The sequence below is a fragment of the Parafrankia sp. BMG5.11 genome, from assembly GCF_004337455.1.
Genome location: NZ_SJXI01000027.1, coordinates 151,455 through 168,000 on the forward strand (window position 1 = coordinate 151,455; position 16,546 = coordinate 168,000).

The following is a 16,546-nucleotide window of genomic DNA, read 5'->3' on the forward strand; positions in this document are numbered from 1 at the left end:
CTACCCGCCGCAAGGCCGCTGTATCAACCCGGCGAACGCTTGCCGATGAACTGGGTAATCCCGCGTGCGTTGCCATAACCCGTGCGCTCCGGGTGCAGCGCCTCGTACACCACTGCGTTCTCGAGCACGCGCTGGACGTAGTTCTTGGTCTCGAAGAACGGGATTTCCTCGATCCAGCGAAGCCAGTCGACACTGCCGGTGCGCGGATCACCGTTCGCACGCAGCCACTTGTTCACGTTGCCCGCGCCTGCATTGTACGCGGCAACTGCGAGTGGGTAGCTGCCGCCGTAGTAGCTCAGCATCCGGGCGAAATAGGCGTCACCGAGCCGGATATTGTATTGCGTGTCCTGGGTGAGGTTCGCGCTCATGTATGCGAGGCCCATCTTCCCCGCCTGTTCATTCGCAGTCCCCGGCATCAGCTGCATCAACCCCCGCGCACCGGCGTGACTGATCCGGTCGCGGTCGAATTCGCTCTCCTGCCGAGTGATCGCGTGCACCATCGTGTAGTCGGAGCCAGCCGGGGTGGTGATCACCGGGAACCCGGTCGCGGTGAAGCCGGTCAGGTCCTTTTCGGGTGCCACGCGGCCGAGCACCACTGCAAGTTCATTGAGGCCCAGCTCCCTGGCGAGATTGGCGGCCATCTGCATCTGCCCCGGCGTGGTCGCCTGATCGGCCAGCTCGGTGAAGAAATAGCGCTCCGTCCGCCAGTCGGGCTGCGATCGCGCGTTGAAACGGATCGCTTGCACCAGCGGGCGCGCGTTGAACGCCGCCACATCGGCGGGTAGCGGCTGCGCCAGCGCCGCCTGGTTGAAGCGCGGCAGCGGGCGGCCAAGCCGCTCCAGTGCGAGCTGGCCGTAGAAATATTCAGGGTAGCGCGCGGCCATCTCGAAGAAACGGTTCGCCTCGGCCTGATTGCCCGCCCGGGTGGACGCGAGGCCGGCCCAATAGAAGCCTTTGGAGCGGGTCTGAGGGGTGCGCGCGGCATTGCCATAGCGATAGAACATCGGCGCGGCACGATTGCCGTCGCCCATAGACCACAACGCGCTGGTGCCGCCCAGCCACATCAGCGAGGTATAGTCGTCACGCAGCTTGTACGAGAGTGCGGAGATGTCGGTCCCGGGCGCGAACAGATCGTCCACCTTGCCCGCGATCGCGGCCGCCGTGTTGGCGGACGCTCCCTTGGCTTGCGCGAGCATTTCAGTGATCATGTTCTGCGCGTCGTGCGGCGGACGCGCAAACGTCGCGCGGGTCGCCAGCAATTGCCGTCCGCGGTCGGTCTGGCCGGTATTGCGATAGTGCCGTGCCAGGTTGAATACATAAGCCGGATCGGTCGTGACGCTGGCCGGGACCGACAGACCGATCATGGTCGGCAGGTTCCCCTGCAGCAGGGCAAGCTGCGCCATGTAGCCTTCGCGGTTCGCCGATTGGACCACGTTCATCTGGCGGGCGGCGGCTTCGCTGTCGCCCTGCCACAGCAGCGCGCGCATCCGTTCTTCGTGATCGTCAGCGGTGAAGGCCGGACCGAACAGCCCTTGCAGATATGCCTCCGACCCGCTGCTCATCTCGCCGCCACGCCAGGCCGCGCGCGCCACTTCGCGAGCGTTCGGGCGGCCCAGTGTCGACAGCGCCAAGGCATATCGCGCGCGGGCCGGGTTCGCCATCGGCGGGAACCGATCGAAGAAGGCGGCGACCTGTTGCGGCGTCGCCGCTAGATCGCGCTCCAGCGCGCCTTCCGCACTTGATCGGATGACCTCCATCCGCGGAAAATCGGGATATGCCAGCGCGAACCCTGCGTAATCGGAAAATGCCATGCGGCTGCTGCCGGTCAGCTGCTTCCAGCGTGCAACCGCGGCCGCGGCTTGACCCGGCTGGCTTGCCACCAGTTGTGCCCGGCCATTGTCGTAACTTTGCGCCGCAACCGGAGCAGATGCGCAGGCAAGCGCGACAAGAGGAAGAAAGCGAAGCGAATGTAAGCGATTGGCGACCATGCTGGACATCCTGGCCACTGGCTCCTTATCAGGCGATGAATGCGTTGAAATCGGGCGCGCGGAACCCACCCCTCCGTCTGGCCGATATGACCGTAGCAAAGGCGCCACTGCAATGTTTTCCGGTTCCATACCCGCTCTAGTGACTCCTTTTCGCGACGGATCGTTCGATGAGCAGGCGTTCCGCCGGCTGGTCGACTGGCAGATCGACAGCGGGTCGAGCGCGCTGGTCCCGTGCGGCACGACGGGAGAGGCCTCGACGCTGTCCAATGCCGAACATCACCGGGTGATCGAGGTATGCGTCGAGCAGGCGGCCGGACGGGTTCCGGTGATCGCCGGCTGCGGTTCGAACGACACGATGAACGCCCGGCTGCACATGAACTTCAGCCGCAAGACTGGAGCAGCGGCCGCGCTGTGCGTGGCGCCCTATTACAACCGGCCCAGCCAGGAAGGACTGATCGCGCACTTCAGTTTCCTGGCCGAAAACAGCAGTCTGCCAATAGTTCTCTACAACGTTCCCGGCCGGACGGTGACCGACATCATGCCGGAGACGGTATGCGAGCTCGCCACGCGCTTTCCGGGCAAGATCGTCGGCATCAAGGATGCGAGCGGGGATCTGAGCCGCGTGACGGACCACCGGATGGGCATCGGCAAGGAATTCTGCCAGCTATCGGGAGATGACGAGTTGTGGCTGCCGCACTCCGCCGCGGGCGGGGTGGGGTGCATCTCGGTCACCGCCAACGTCGCGCCCGCGCTGTGCGCGGAGTTCCAGGCGGCGATCGCGGCCAATGATCTGACCCGCGCGCGGGAGCTAAACGACAAGCTTTATCCGCTTCATTATGCGATGTTCGAGGATGCGAGCCCGGGGCCGGTCAAGTATGCCCTCAGCCGGGTGCACGACTGGCTGAATCCGAGCGTGCGCCTGCCTTTGGTGGAATGTTCGCAAGCCGCGCGCCAGGCGGTCGACGAAGCCCTCGCGCATGCTGAACTGATCTGATGCGGGCTCTGCTGGCGATGGTGGCAAGCGCGGCGCTCGCGGCGTGTGCGACCACGGGGGAAAGCCTGGCGACTGATACCGGCATGGATGCGATCGCCGACGACTATGTGCTGCTGCAGCTGACGATCGGGGAAAAGGAAAGCGGCTACATCGACGCCTACTACGGGCCAGATGTGGTGAGAAACCGCGCGGTGTCCGACGCGGCGGGGCAGTCGCTGCCCCAGTTGTCGGCACGGGCACTTGCGCTGCGCGACCGGGCCGCCGGACTTTTGCGGACCAGTGGCGGCGAGCGCTCGCTAGAGCAACGCCGCGCCCGCTTCCTCGTGGCTCAGCTTACCGCTGCAATCACGCGGCTGCAGATGCTGCAAGGTGCCAAGCTGTCGTTCCAGGATGAAGCGCAAGGCCTGTTCGGGGTACGGCCGGAAACGCCCGCGCTGTCCAGTTTCGATCCGGTCATTGCGGAGGTCGATCGGCTGGTGCCCGGCAGCGGGCCGCTGTGGCAGCGGGTGGACGCATTCAAGAAACAGTTCGACATTCCGGCCGACCGCCTGAAGCCCGTCATGGATGCAGCGATCGCGGAGTGCCGCAGCCGCACGCTGGCGCGGATCGCCATGCCAGCGGGCGAGCGGTTTGAACTGGCGCTGGTCACCGACAAGCCGTGGAGCGGCTACAACTATTATCAGGGCGACTATCACTCCAAGATCGAGGTCAATACCGACCTGCCGGTGCGCCTGGACCGCGCGATCGACCTTGGCTGCCACGAAGGATACCCGGGGCACCACGTATACAACGTACTGCTGGAGCGCGACCTGGTGAAAGGCCGCGGCTGGCGCGAATACGCCGTCTACCCGCTCTATTCCCCGCAGTCGCTGATCGCCGAAGGATCGGCCAATTACGGTATCGATCTGGCATTTCCAGGTGATGACGCAGTCGCGTTCAATACACGGGTGCTGGCGCCGCTCGCAGGCCTGCCCACGGCCGATGTCGCACGGTTCGTCGCGCTCAACCAGATGACCGAGAAGCTGACGTCCGCGCGCTACACCGTAGCCTCACGGCTGCTGGCGGGCGATATCACCGAGGCCGAAGCCGCCGATCTGCTGCAGAAGTATCAGCTGGAATCGCCCGAACGCGCGGCGCAATCGATCCGCTTCATCAAGACCTATCGCAGCTACATCATCAATTACGGACTGGGGCAGGACATGGTGCGCGCGCACGTCGAAGCGGCTGGTGCGAACCAGGAAGCGAAGTGGCGCCGGATGGAGCAAATCCTGAGCGAACCGACGCTGCCGGAAGACCTTCTGGCGCACTGAGCCACCGTACCTTCGTGGGCGCCCTTTCGCATTGGCGCGGAACGGCCTACATGGCCGCCAATGGCCCGTCCGAAACCCGCAACATTCGACAAGCAGAAGACCGTCGCCGAGAACCGGCGCGCACGGTACGATTATTTCATCGACGACAAGTTCGAAGCCGGTCTGATGCTGACCGGGACCGAGGTGAAGAGCCTGCGTGCCGGCGAGGCGACGATCGCCGAAAGCTATGCCGAGGTGCGCGAGGGGTCGGTATGGTTGGTCAATGCCAACGTGCCCGAATTCAGCCACGGCAACCGTTTCAATCATGAGCCGAAGCGCCCGCGCAAACTGCTGCTCAACGCGCGCGAGATCGACAAGCTGACCGGCGCGGTGGAGCGCAAGGGCATGACGCTGGTTCCGCTGTCGATCTATTTCAACGGGAGCGGCCGGGCGAAAGTTGAACTGGCGCTGGCGAAGGGCAAGAACTCGGCCGACAAGCGGCAGAGCACCAAGGATCGTGATTGGCAGCGTGACAAGGCGCGTCTGCTGCGCGAGCGCGGCTAGCCGCGCGCACCGCGATCTCCTAAGGGCGGCCCGCACCGATGTTCCAACGCACTACCGCCTGGGTCCAGCGCAACCTGCCGACGCGCGAGCAGATGGAGAAGAGCCGCGTCATGCGCCCCTTCGCCAGCCGGGTGCTGCGATCGGACCTGTGGCGCTTTACCCGGCGGTCGGTGCCACGCGGGGTGGCGCTGGGGATGCTCGTCGGAATCATCGTCCCGTTCGCGCAGATCTTGTTCGCCTCAGTGCTATGCCTGCCCGTGCGCGCGAACGTGCCGATCGCGGCCCTGACAACATTCGTCACCAATCCGTTCACCACGCCGCTGGTGTGGGTGCTGGGCTACAACGTGGGATCGTGGATGCTGCGGGTCGATGCGATGACCGTGGTCGCACCCGTCAATGCGGCGATGGAGCGCAGCGAGTTCGGTGCCATGCTGCAATGGCTGACAGGGGCGACCCTGGTGACGGCCTTCGGGCTGGTCGTGATCGCGGTGGTGGCGTCCGCGGTAAGCTACCTGGTCACGGTGTTCGCGTGGCGGATCATCGTTGCAAGGAAACGGACCCGCAAGCTGCATGAACGGCGCACCCGCCGTGAGCGGGCTGCGTCCGCCAGCGACGCAGGGTTCTGAGATGGAGACGAACCGGCTGACACCGCTCATCGGCGGTATCGCGGCAGCGATCGTCATCAGCGCAGCGCTGGTGTGGCTGGCGAGCGGCGATGCGGTGACCCCGCTGGCCTTCACCGGGGGTCTGGCGGTGTTCGTCATGGTGGGCGCGGTGATCGCGCGCCTTCGTCCCGCGGGCGGGGCGGAGGAACTTGCCACTCCCGACTGGTCGGTCACCGTGGCCGCGATCGAGCGGGCGGGCGAGGGCGTCGCGATCGTGGATCGCGCTAACCGGCTGGTTTGCGCCAATACCGTTTACAGCGGCTGGTTCGGTCCCGACAGCGCGCCGCCCAATCTGCCGCTCGAGCGCAGCGGGCTGGAAGCTCTCGCCCGTGTCGCGCGCGAAGCCTGGCGCGAGGGCAGCAGCCGCGCCGAACGGATTGACGCCGGCGACGGGGCCGCCAGCTGGAGCGCGCAGGCCGAGCGGGCGGGACGAGGCGACGATTACCTCATCTGGCGCTTTGTCGGACTGACCGAAGACGATTTTGTCGAGGACCTGTCAGCGCGGATCACTGGGGCGCTGGGCCGGGTATTGTCGCGTAGTGGCATCGAAGCGGCGCTGGTCGGCGCCGATGGCCTGGTCCGGGCGGCCGCGCCCGGGTTTGCGCAGCGGGCGACGGGCGATGCGGCCGCCACGCTCGCGGGCCAGGAATTCGCTACCCTGCTGCGGGCGGATGAACGCGAGCGCATATTCTTTTCCCGCGAGGGGCGCCGCGGCAATCCGCAGACCCTGATCCACGTCCCCTTGACCGAGCAGGCTACTCCGCGCGCACCGAATGCGGACGAAGGGCCTTCGCTGATGCTCCTGGTCGACGCGGGGGTGGGCCTGGGCGGCTCGCCCGAGGTTGCCGCCGGCAGCGGTGCCGCGCCGCAGCTCGAGGCGCTGCTGGGCGCGCTTCCGCTCGGCCTGGCCATGACCGATCGGGACGGGCGGTTCCTGTTCGCGAATACTCCGTTCCGGCGGGCAGCGGGCATCGAAGGGGGCACGCTGCCTCAGTTCCCGTCCGACCTGGTGGTGGCGGAAGACAAGGGCGCACTGGTCGATGCCGTCCGCCGGTTCGGCAAAGGCGCGCCGAGCGCGGCCGACATGGCCGTGCGCCTGCGCGGCGCGGCGGACGATCCGGTGTCGCTGGGTATCGCCGGCGTACGCGGATTGGGCGAAGCGGCGGTGCTGCTCAGCCTGGTCGATTCGACCGAGGAGACCAAGCTGAAGCGGCAGGTCGCGCAGGCGACCAAGATGCAGGCGGTCGGGCAGCTCGCGGGCGGAGTTGCGCACGACTTCAACAACGTGCTCACTGCGGTGATCGGCACGTGCGACCTGATGCTGCTGCGCCATACGCCGGGCGACAGCGACTACGACGACATCCAGCAGATTCGGGCCAACTCAAACCGCGCGGCGGCGCTTACCCGCCAACTGCTCGCCTTCAGCCGCCAGCAGACGCTGCGTCCCGAAGTGCTCCAACTTCCGGATGTCATCAGCGAGGTGAGCCTGCTGCTGAAGCGGCTGCTAGGCGAGAAAATCGAGCTCAAGGTTCATCACGACCGCGATCTCGGGCCGGTTCGCGCGGATCCGCAGCAGCTGGAACAGGTGATCGTGAACCTCGCGGTCAATGCGCGGGACGCGATGCTGAGCACGGGCGCGGGAGGCAAGCTGTCGCTCGCCACCCGCCGCGTATCCGCTCGCGACGTGCGGCAGATGGGTAGCGAGATCCTGCCCGAAGGCGACTATACCGTGATGGTGGTGCAAGATACCGGCGGAGGCATTCCCCCCGAAAACCTGTCCAAGATCTTCGAACCGTTCTTCACCACCAAGGAGCAGGGGAAGGGCACCGGCCTTGGCCTGTCCACCGTCTATGGCATCGTGAAGCAGTCCGGTGGCTTTATTTTCGCTGACAACGTGTCCCCCGCTGCTGGCAAGGGCCGGGCGGGCGCGCGCTTCAGCGTGTACTTCCCGGTGCACCAGGGCCCCGTGCCGCAAGCGCGCAAGCCAGCGACGCCCGCGCCTGCCGCGCAATGGTCCGGGGGCGGCAAGGTTCTGCTGGTCGAGGACGAGGACATGGTCCGCGCCGTTGCCGAGCGGGCACTGACCCGGGCCGGTTATCAGGTCACTGCATGCGCCGATGGGGAAGCAGGCCTGGCCGCCATTGCCAACGGCGGGACGTTCGACCTGGTGGTAAGCGACGTCGTGATGCCGGGCATGGACGGCCCCACGATGGCGCGCGCGATCCGCCGGGTGAAACCCTCGCTGCCGATTTTGTTCATGTCAGGCTATGCCGAAGAGCAGCTGCGGCGCGATCTTGACATCGCCAACATGCATTTCATCGCCAAGCCGTTCAGCGTGCAGCAGATTTCCGACAAGGCCGGGGAGGTGCTCGGCGCATCGCGGGCCACCGAGCGCGCCTAGTCAGGCGAGCGCACGATCCGTGCCGGGTTGCCCGCGATGTGCTCCCCTGATGGTATGTCGCGCGACACCACACAACCTGGCGCGACGATGCAGTCCAGACCCACCTTGACACCCGGCATCACTACGGCCCGGGCACCGATCACGCTGCGCGCGCCGATTACGGTCCGGGCGTAAAGCCCACGGCTCATGTCGTGCGACAGCACCATGGCGTAAGGGCCGATCCACACATCTTCGCCAATTTCGATGCCAGCGGGATGCGTGCGGTCAACCGATGCTGTGGCGTGAATCCAGGCCGAGCGAGCCACACGCGAACGCCAGAAATATCGCCGCGTCAGGTACTGCCACACCTGCCGCAGCGATCTTGCGCGCCTGGGATCATCGCTTCGCTTCATCGACGAGTACCTAGATTCGGCTGCGCACGCCGGCAACAACGACAAACAAAACGGTGGTTGCCGGTCGTTCACCCATGATACACCGTTACGTGCGCGATATGGCGGTACTCAACCAAGCGAGGGGAATGCAATGGGCGGGCGGTGGAAGCTGGGTTTGGGTGCCGCGATTGTGTTGGGCGCTGCGGTCGGCGTCGGCGCGCAGACGGCTGATAGCGAACCGACCGCGCAGGGCGATCTTGCGCTGACGATCTACAACGATGGGCAAGCGCTGGTGCAGGACGTGCGCCGCCTGGCGATCGCCGAAGGACGCAGCCGCATCGATTTCCCCGATGTCTCCGCCCAGATTCAGCCTGAAACCTTGAGCTTCAGTGCCGACGGCGCCGGCATCCTGGAGCAAAATTTCGACTTCGACCTGCTGACTCCGGCCAAGCTGATGGAAAAGGCGATCGGACAGACGGTAACGCTGGTGCGCACCAACCCCGCCACCGGCGCGGAGACGGTGGAGCGCGCTACGGTTTTATCGACCGCAGGCGGGGTGGTCGTCCGAATCGGCGACCGGATCGAGGTGTTGCGGGACGATGGGTTGCCTACCCGGGTGGTGTTCGACCGGGTCCCGCCCAACTTGCGCGCGCGGCCGACGCTGTCGGTATCGATCGACAGCGACCGCGCCGGGGTGCGGCCCGCCGCGATCCGCTATCTCACCGGCGGGCTGGGGTGGTCGGCGGACTACGTCGCGCTGTATGACGAGGCCAAGGGCACGACGGACATGCAAGGCTGGGTCACCCTGACCAATCAGACCGGCACGACGTTCCACGATGCCCGCACGGTCCTGGTGGCGGGCAGCCCGTCCAGCAGCAGCAATTCCCGCAATGCGCCGCCGCCCCCGCCGCGCGGTGGCTTCAGGCCGGGCACCGAAACGGCGCCGCGTGAACGGCTGGGCGACTACTATCTCTACCCGCTGCCCGGCCGGACGACCGTGGCCAACGCGCAGACCAAGCAGGTCAGCTTCCTGGACGTGCAGGGCGTGCCGGCGAGGAAGGTCTATGCTCGCACCATCGGCTGGCTCACCAGTGACGACGCACCAGTGAACGCGACCACGGCGGTCGGCTTCTCGACGGCTCGCGAGCAGGGGTTGGGGGATGCGCTGCCGGCGGGCACGGTGCGGTTCTATCAGCGCGATCGGGAGGGCACGCCGCAGTTCATCGGCGAGAGCCGGATCGGTCACACGCCGATGGGCAGCGCCCTCACCCTCGTCACCGGCGACGCGTTCGACGTGTTCGTCCAGGCGGAGGTGGTCAGCCGCGAGAAAATCACCTCGCAGCAGTGGGAGGCCACCAGTGGTTATCGGGTCATCGCTGACGATGGTCGTGCCGCCAGCGTCACCAGCGAACGGCCGGTCGAATTCTGGCGCACCACGATGCGCTACACGCTGACCAATGCCAGAGCCGTCCCGGTAGAAGTCGAACTGAGCCAGAGCGGGCTCGACCGGGGTTGGTGGAGCCGCGATTTCCGAGTCTCCAGCGAGGACGTGCCCGGCGAACAGATCAACGCCGATCGCCGCAAATATCTCGTCACCGTGCCGGCGAACGGCCGGCGCGAAGTGCGCGTCACTTACGACACCCGGTACTGAGGGCACCGCGATGCGGCGTGCCGTCCTGCTATTGCTGCTCGCCGGTGCTGGTGCGCCAGGGGAGGCGCGCGAGACCGTCGACGCCTCGGCTCCCAAGGCGATTTCCGTGACGATGTACCGCGATCCCGATCGCGCGCCGGATCAAAAGCTCGATCGCAACTGGCCGCGCGGCTTCGCGATGATCAGTGAGACCCGGCGGGTGGTTTTGCCCCCCGGCGAATCGACCATCCGCTTCGATGGCGTGGCCGAGGGGATGGTAGCGGTCAGCGCGATCGTGACCGGCCTGCCGGGCGGCACGATCGAAAAGAACCGCAACGCCGACCTGTTAAGCCCTGGCGCACTGGTCGACGGCTCGCTCGGCAATCGGGTGACCATCACCCGCACCAATCCGGCCAGCGGCCTTGCGACCAGCGAGGAGGCGATTGTGCGCACGCGCGCCGACGGCGGCCTCGTGCTGCAGACCTCGGCCGGGTTCGAAGCGGTCCGTTGTTCAGGCCTGGCTGAGAACGTGACTTTCGACCGGGTTCCGGCGGGCCTGTCAGCCAACCCGGTCTATACGATCGACACCGCTTCACCGCGGAGCGGCACCTTCGATGTAACGCTGACCTATCTCGCCTGGGGCTTTGACTGGCAGGCGAATTACGTCGCCACCGTTGCCGGCGGCGCCTCGCCCGACAAGCTGTCGATGCACCTCACGAGCTGGCTCACGCTGGTAAACGATAACGGGCAGAGCTTCCCCGATGCCGAACTGCTGGCGGTGGCCGGCAGGTTGAGCGTCGTCAGCAACTATCGCGAACTGGCCGATCCGCCGGATGCCAAGCCGCTACGGTTGTTATGCTATCCATTGGGCAGCACGGCCGCGGGATCGCCGGTGGAGGTTCCCCCTCCATATCCCTTCGCGCCGCCCCCGCCGCCGCCTCCCGCGCCCATGGCAGCGATTGCGCAGGACATCATCGTCACCGGCTCGCGCGCTCGTGCGCCTGCGATGGTCGCGCGGGAAGAGAATCTGGCCGACCTGAAACTCTACCGGGTGCCCGAACCGGTGACGGTGACCGCGAAAAGCCAGAAGCAGATCGCTTTCCTGGATCGCGACCAGGTCACCGGGCGGATGATCTATACCACCGAGTGTGCCCCCTGGACCGCTGCCGAAGACGCCCGGGCCGCGTCGATCATCCTGGCGACCGTGAACGATACACAGCACGGCCTCGGCGTCGCTCTTCCCGCCGGCAGTTTGACGGTGTTCGAACAGTCTGCCCGCGGCGACCAGCTGATCGGCCGGCCCACGCTCCGCGACTATGCCTCGGGCCAGGAGGTCGAGATTGGCTTGGGGCAGAGCACGCAGGTTTTCGTCACCTGTAGCGCCGCAGGCGGCGACCCGGCTGGCGACGCTGGTACGGGGGCCACGATGCGCGCGGTCCTCAGCAATGCCACCCCCAAGCCGGTGACAGTCCGCATGTCGCTCGGCCGCGCCGGCGCCGCGCGGATTACGGGGCTTAAGGGTGTGCGGGTCAAGGACGGCCAGCAGATCGCCGACGTGATCGTGCCGGGGAACGGTAATCGCCGGATAGAATGGAGATCGATCAGCGAGTGAGCCAGCAACCGAGTTGGAAATAAATCGCGTTCTCCTCTTGTTCTCGTGGAACAAACAGAATACATGCACCTTCGGTTGACAGCGGGCCTGCGGGTCTAGGCAAAGCGCGAAAGGGTGTGTCATGGCGGCAGCGAACTTGAAGCTGGTGGAAGGCAAGAACTTGGATACTGACCGTCAGAAGGCGCTCGACGCCGCGCTTGCGCAGATCGATCGTGCGTTCGGCAAGGGCTCGGCGATGAAGTTGGGTCAGAAGGAAACCATGGAGGTCGAGACGATCTCCACCGGCAGCCTGGGCCTCGACATCGCGCTTGGGGTGGGCGGCTTGCCCAAGGGCCGCGTGATCGAGGTGTACGGTCCGGAAAGCTCGGGCAAGACGACGCTCGCGCTGCATGTGCTTGCCGAAGCGCAGAAGAATGGCGGCACGGTCGCCTTTGTGGATGCCGAACATGCGCTCGACCCCGCCTATGCCAAGAAGCTGGGCGTCAACATCGACGAACTGATTGTCTCGCAGCCCGATACGGGCGAGCAGGCGCTCGAGATCGTCGATACGCTGGTGCGCTCGAACGCCATCGACGTGCTGGTGGTCGATTCAGTCGCCGCGCTGGTTCCGCGGGCGGAGATCGAAGGCGAGATGGGCGACAGCCACGTCGGCCTGCAGGCCCGTTTGATGAGCCAGTCGCTGCGCAAGCTGACGGGCTCGATCAACCGGTCCAAGTGCATGGTGATCTTCATCAACCAGCTGCGCATGAAGATCGGCGTGATGTACGGCAATCCCGAGACGACCACGGGCGGCAACGCGCTGAAGTTCTATGCTTCGGTCCGGCTCGACATCCGGCGTACCGGACAAATCAAGGATCGCGACGATATCGTCGGCAATTCGACCCGGGTGAAGGTCGTCAAGAACAAGGTCGCGCCCCCGTTCAAGCAGGTCGAATTCGACATCATGTACGGCGAGGGCATCTCCAAGATCGGTGAGATCCTCGACCTCGGGGTCAAGGCCGGCCTGGTGGAGAAGTCGGGCAGCTGGTTCAGCTACGATTCGATCCGCATTGGTCAGGGCCGCGAGAACGCCAAGCAGTTCCTGAAGGAGAATTCTGAACTTTGCGACAAGTTGGAAGCTGCGATTCGCGGCCGGACCGATGCCGTCGCCGAGGAGATGATGAAGGGCCCGGACGCGGACGACGACATCTGATACCTCATAGCAGGCGACCCTTTCGCGCCTCCCCACCCGGAAAGCCGGCGCGGTGTCTGTGGGACCCGTGCCGGCTTTTCCCGTCTAAGCCTATGACGCAAACCGCTGTTGCATTTGCGTCGCGTTGCGGTGAACCGTGGTTCGACGAAACGGGAGGGTGTCGATGGATCGCAGCGAGTGGGAAGGGCGGGTCGGACGCAAGTGGGCGGAGGAATGGCGTCGCACTGACCGCAGCTTCGCCGGCCTGACGGACCGGCTACTTGCCAGCGCCTGCGCTCACCCGATCTCGCGCGCGGTCGATGTCGGATGCGGCGCCGGTGAACTGTCGTTGGCGCTAGCTCGGGGTCGCCCCGACGCTGAGGTGATCGGCCTCGACATCAGCGAAGATCTTGTCGAAGTGGCGCGCACGCGGGCCGCCAACCTTGGCAACGCGACTTTTCTGGTGGCGGACGCCGCCAACTGGCGCGGCTCGCATTTTTCCCCAGACCTTGTGGTATCCCGCCACGGAGTCATGTTTTTCAGCGATCCCGTATCGGCGTTCACCAACCTCGCCAAGGCTACCGCACCGGCAGCACGGCTTGTTTTCTCCTGTTTCCGGGACCGCGCGCTCAACCCCTGGGCCGAACGCCTGGCCGCGCTCCTGCCCGACCCGGCCCCCCCGCCGGCGGCGGATGAGCCCGGGCCCTTCGCCTTTGCCGATCGCGCTCGGGTTGTGGCGATTTTGGGAGGGGCGGGGTGGCAGGATATCGCCTTCGAAGCGGTCGATTTCGCCTATGTCGCCGGGATGGGCGAACACGCGGTCGACGATGCGGTATCCTATTTCCTGACTATCGGGCCCGCGACGCGAGGTGCGGCGCAGCTTGGCGACACGGCGCGAGCGGAATTCGTGTCCCGATTGCGCAACTATCTCGCCGGAAATGCTCAGGGCGATCTGGTGGCGCTTCCCGGCGCGGCCTGGATCGTGACCGCGCGTGCCGCTACCTGACGGTCGCATCATCGCTCGTGGGCCAACCGCGCAATCTGCTTGTCGTGCCGCGTTGCACCATTTAACTGCGCTGGCATTATGACCTCGACCAACGAGATCCGCCGCAGCTTCCTCGATTACTTCGCCCGCGAGGGGCACCGCGTCGTGCCCAGCGCGCCGCTGGTGCCGTACAACGATCCGACGCTGATGTTCGTCAATGCGGGAATGGTCCCGTTCAAGAACGCGTTCACCGGCCTCGAGACCCCGCCGGCGGCCACCGCGACCAGCAGCCAGAAGTGTGTTCGCGCGGGCGGCAAGCACAACGATCTCGACAATGTCGGCTATACCGCGCGGCACCACACGTTTTTCGAGATGCTCGGCAACTTCAGTTTCGGAGACTACTTCAAGGACCAGGCCATCCTGCATGCCTGGACCTTGTTGACGAAGGAATGGGGCATCGATCCCGCCCGCCTGACCGCCACCGTCTATCACACCGACGACGAGGCGTTCGACCTGTGGCGGAAGATCAGCGGCTTGCCCGAAGAGCGGATCATCCGCATCCCGACAAAGGACAATTTCTGGTCGATGGGCTCGGACGGACCGTGCGGTCCATGTTCGGAAGTGTTCTACGATCACGGCGAGCATATCTTCGGCGGTCCTCCCGGCAGCCCCGACGAGGACGGGGACCGCTTCGTCGAGATCTGGAACCTCGTGTTCATGCAGTACGAGCAGGTAGCGGACGAGATCGTAGCCGATCTCCCGAAGCCCAGCATCGACACCGGAATGGGGCTGGAGCGCCTCGCGGCCGTGCTGCAGGGTGTGCACGACAATTATGACACCGATACTTTCACGGAACTGATCGCGGCGTCGAAGGCGCTCACGCCGGGCGCCCCGAGTGACGAGGCGGAGGTGAGCCACCGCGTCATCGCCGATCACCTGCGCTCCACCAGTTTCCTGCTGGCCGACGGGGTGCTGCCGTCCAACGAAGGCCGCGGGTATGTGCTTCGGCGCATCATGCGCCGGGCCATGCGTCACGCGCATCTCTTGGGCGCCAGCGAGCCGCTGATGCACCGTCTGGTACCCGCGCTGGTGACCGAGATGGGACAGGCGTTCCCGGAACTCGGCCGCGCGCAGCCGCTGATCGAGGAAACGCTGCAGCGCGAAGAGACCCAGTTCCGCCGCACCCTGGCCAACGGCCTGCGCCTGCTGGACGAGGCGACGGGCGAGATGGGGGAAGGGGCGAGCCTCGACGGTGAGACCGCTTTCAAGCTCTACGACACGTTCGGTTTTCCGTACGACCTGACCGAGGACGCATTGCGTAGCCGTGGCATCACGGTTGACCGCGGCGGCTTCGATGCCGCCATGGCGCGCCAGAAAGCAGCGGCACGCGCGGCCTGGAAGGGCAGCGGCTCCGCGGCCGACAGCGAACTTTGGTTCGACATCGCCGAGCGCGAGGGAAGCACGGAATTCACGGGCTACGCGTCGACGGAAGGTGAGGGCCGCGTGGTCGCGTTGATCCGTGATGGCCAACCGGTGGACAGCGGGTCCGCCGGCGACGAGGTGGTTGTGCTAACCAACCAGACGCCGTTTTACGGCGAAAGCGGCGGACAGGCTGGCGACGCCGGTCTGATCTCGACGCCGGAAGGTCTGCGCATCGTAGTCACCGACACCTCCAAGCCGCTTGGCCGGTTGCACGCTCATCACGGCACGATCGAAGCGGGTTCTCTCCGTGTGAATGACACGATCCACCTGCGGGTGGACGCCGACCGCCGGGATCGTGTCCGGGCCAATCATTCGGCAACCCATCTGCTTCACGCGGCCTTGCGCCACCGGCTGGGCGATCACGTGACGCAGAAGGGATCGCTGGTTGCAGAAGACCGGCTGCGGTTCGACTTCTCTCATCCCAAGCCCCTGAGCGCGGACGATATCGCCGCGATCGAGGCTGAGGTGAACACCGAAATCCGCGCCAACGAGACGGTCACCACGCGGCTCATGAGCCCCGAAGAGGCGATTGGGGCGGGGGCGATGGCGCTGTTCGGCGAAAAGTACGGCGACGAAGTCCGCGTGCTCAGCATGGGGCGGGCCGGGGACGAGGGCCGCAACTACTCGGTGGAGTTGTGCGGCGGGACTCACGTCCGCGCGACGGGCGACATCGGCTTGCTGCGGATCATTTCGGAAAGCGCTGTCAGTTCAGGAGTGCGGCGCATCGAAGCTCTGACGGGCGAAGCCGCGCGGCAGTGGCTGGTCCAACGCGAGGACGCGCTGAAGGATGCCGCCGCCGCAGTCCGGTCAACGCCTGAAGATGTGCCAGCTCGGCTTGCCGCGCTGCTCGATGAGCGAAAGCGGCTCGAGAAGGAATTGGCCGAAGCACGCAAGGCTCTGGCGCTCAGCGGCGGCGCGGCCAAGGCTGGCCCGGCTGATGAAAATATCGGCGGGGTGGCGTTCTCCGGCCAGGTAATCGATGGTCTTGAGGCGAAGGCACTGCGCGGACTGCTCGACGAAGCAAAGGCGCGCCTGGGATCAGGGGTGGCGGCGATCGTGGCGGTGAACGATGGACGCGCGGCGATCGCGGCGGCGGTGACCGAGGATCTTGTCGGTCGTTACGATGCCGTCGCGCTGGTGCGCGCGGGGGTCGCAGCGCTGGGCGGGCAAGGCGGTGGAGGCCGCCCGGACATGGCCCAGGGCGGCGGTCCGGACGCTAGCAAGGCTGCCGAGGCGATCGCCGCCGTGCGCGCTGCGCTGGAGAGCGAGACCGCCCCGGCCTGATCTCAGTTGCGGCGGCCGGATGACCCACGGGTTGCAGGCTCGCTTCCTCGGGCAGTGTCGATCATGTCGCGCTCGTGCCGCTGGCGCTGGTCAATCGATCCGTGTTCCTG

At 66.0% G+C, this 16,546-nt stretch carries 12 protein-coding genes; 10 read left to right on the forward strand and 2 right to left on the reverse strand.

Going from position 1 to position 16,546, the window contains the following annotated elements:
• Window positions 1-23: 23 nt before the first annotated feature.
• Window positions 24-1,997, reverse strand: a complete 1,974-nt coding sequence (locus E0504_RS18725; RefSeq protein ID WP_131625256.1) for a lytic transglycosylase domain-containing protein — start codon at window positions 1,995-1,997, stop codon at window positions 24-26.
• 103 nt (window positions 1,998-2,100) lie between these two features.
• Here E0504_RS18725 and dapA point away from each other — a divergent pair, with 103 nt between their 5' ends.
• The 5 genes from dapA to E0504_RS18750 are packed head-to-tail and all read left to right on the forward strand — an operon-like array spanning window position 2,101 to window position 7,901.
• Window positions 2,101-2,982: a 4-hydroxy-tetrahydrodipicolinate synthase gene (gene dapA, locus E0504_RS18730; RefSeq protein WP_131625678.1), complete on the forward strand. Its 882-nt coding sequence runs from the start codon at window positions 2,101-2,103 to the stop codon at window positions 2,980-2,982.
• Window positions 2,982-4,292, forward strand: coding sequence for a hypothetical protein (locus E0504_RS18735; protein WP_207974470.1), 1,311 nt, complete (start codon window positions 2,982-2,984; stop codon window positions 4,290-4,292). Before dapA ends, E0504_RS18735 begins: the two co-directional genes overlap by 1 nt.
• A gap of 60 nt (window positions 4,293-4,352) precedes the next feature.
• The gene (gene smpB, locus E0504_RS18740) at window positions 4,353-4,835 is read left to right on the forward strand and encodes an SsrA-binding protein SmpB (protein ID WP_131625258.1); all 483 of its coding nucleotides are present in this window, start codon (window positions 4,353-4,355) and stop codon (window positions 4,833-4,835) included.
• Window positions 4,836-4,873: 38 nt separating this feature from the next.
• Window positions 4,874-5,461, forward strand: coding sequence for a DUF2062 domain-containing protein (locus E0504_RS18745; RefSeq protein ID WP_131625259.1), 588 nt, complete (start codon window positions 4,874-4,876; stop codon window positions 5,459-5,461).
• Between the two features lies 1 nt (window position 5,462).
• Window positions 5,463-7,901, forward strand: a complete 2,439-nt coding sequence (locus E0504_RS18750; RefSeq protein ID WP_131625260.1) for a response regulator — start codon at window positions 5,463-5,465, stop codon at window positions 7,899-7,901.
• Here the strand turns inward: E0504_RS18750 and E0504_RS18755 are convergent.
• On the reverse strand, window positions 7,898-8,365 hold the full coding sequence (locus E0504_RS18755; protein ID WP_131625261.1) for a DapH/DapD/GlmU-related protein: 468 nt from the start codon (window positions 8,363-8,365) through the stop codon (window positions 7,898-7,900). The genes E0504_RS18750 and E0504_RS18755 overlap by 4 nt on opposite strands.
• A gap of 58 nt (window positions 8,366-8,423) precedes the next feature.
• Between E0504_RS18755 and E0504_RS18760 the strand changes: the two genes are divergently transcribed.
• The 5 genes from E0504_RS18760 to alaS all read left to right on the forward strand — a co-directional run bounded on the left by E0504_RS18760 (window position 8,424) and on the right by alaS (window position 16,436).
• Complete coding sequence (locus E0504_RS18760) at window positions 8,424-9,923, forward strand: DUF4139 domain-containing protein (RefSeq protein WP_131625262.1); 1,500 nt, start codon at window positions 8,424-8,426, stop codon at window positions 9,921-9,923.
• Between the two features lie 10 nt (window positions 9,924-9,933).
• A complete protein-coding gene (locus tag E0504_RS18765) occupies window positions 9,934-11,514 on the forward strand; it encodes a DUF4139 domain-containing protein (protein WP_131625263.1) in 1,581 nt (526 codons plus the stop codon).
• 121 nt (window positions 11,515-11,635) lie between these two features.
• A complete protein-coding gene (gene recA, locus E0504_RS18770) occupies window positions 11,636-12,706 on the forward strand; it encodes a recombinase RecA (protein WP_131625264.1) in 1,071 nt (356 codons plus the stop codon).
• A gap of 163 nt (window positions 12,707-12,869) precedes the next feature.
• The gene (locus E0504_RS18775) at window positions 12,870-13,691 is read left to right on the forward strand and encodes a trans-aconitate 2-methyltransferase (protein ID WP_131625265.1); all 822 of its coding nucleotides are present in this window, start codon (window positions 12,870-12,872) and stop codon (window positions 13,689-13,691) included.
• A gap of 78 nt (window positions 13,692-13,769) precedes the next feature.
• The gene (gene alaS / locus E0504_RS18780; RefSeq protein WP_131625266.1) at window positions 13,770-16,436 is read left to right on the forward strand and encodes an alanine--tRNA ligase; all 2,667 of its coding nucleotides are present in this window, start codon (window positions 13,770-13,772) and stop codon (window positions 16,434-16,436) included.
• Window positions 16,437-16,546: the final 110 nt, after the last annotated feature.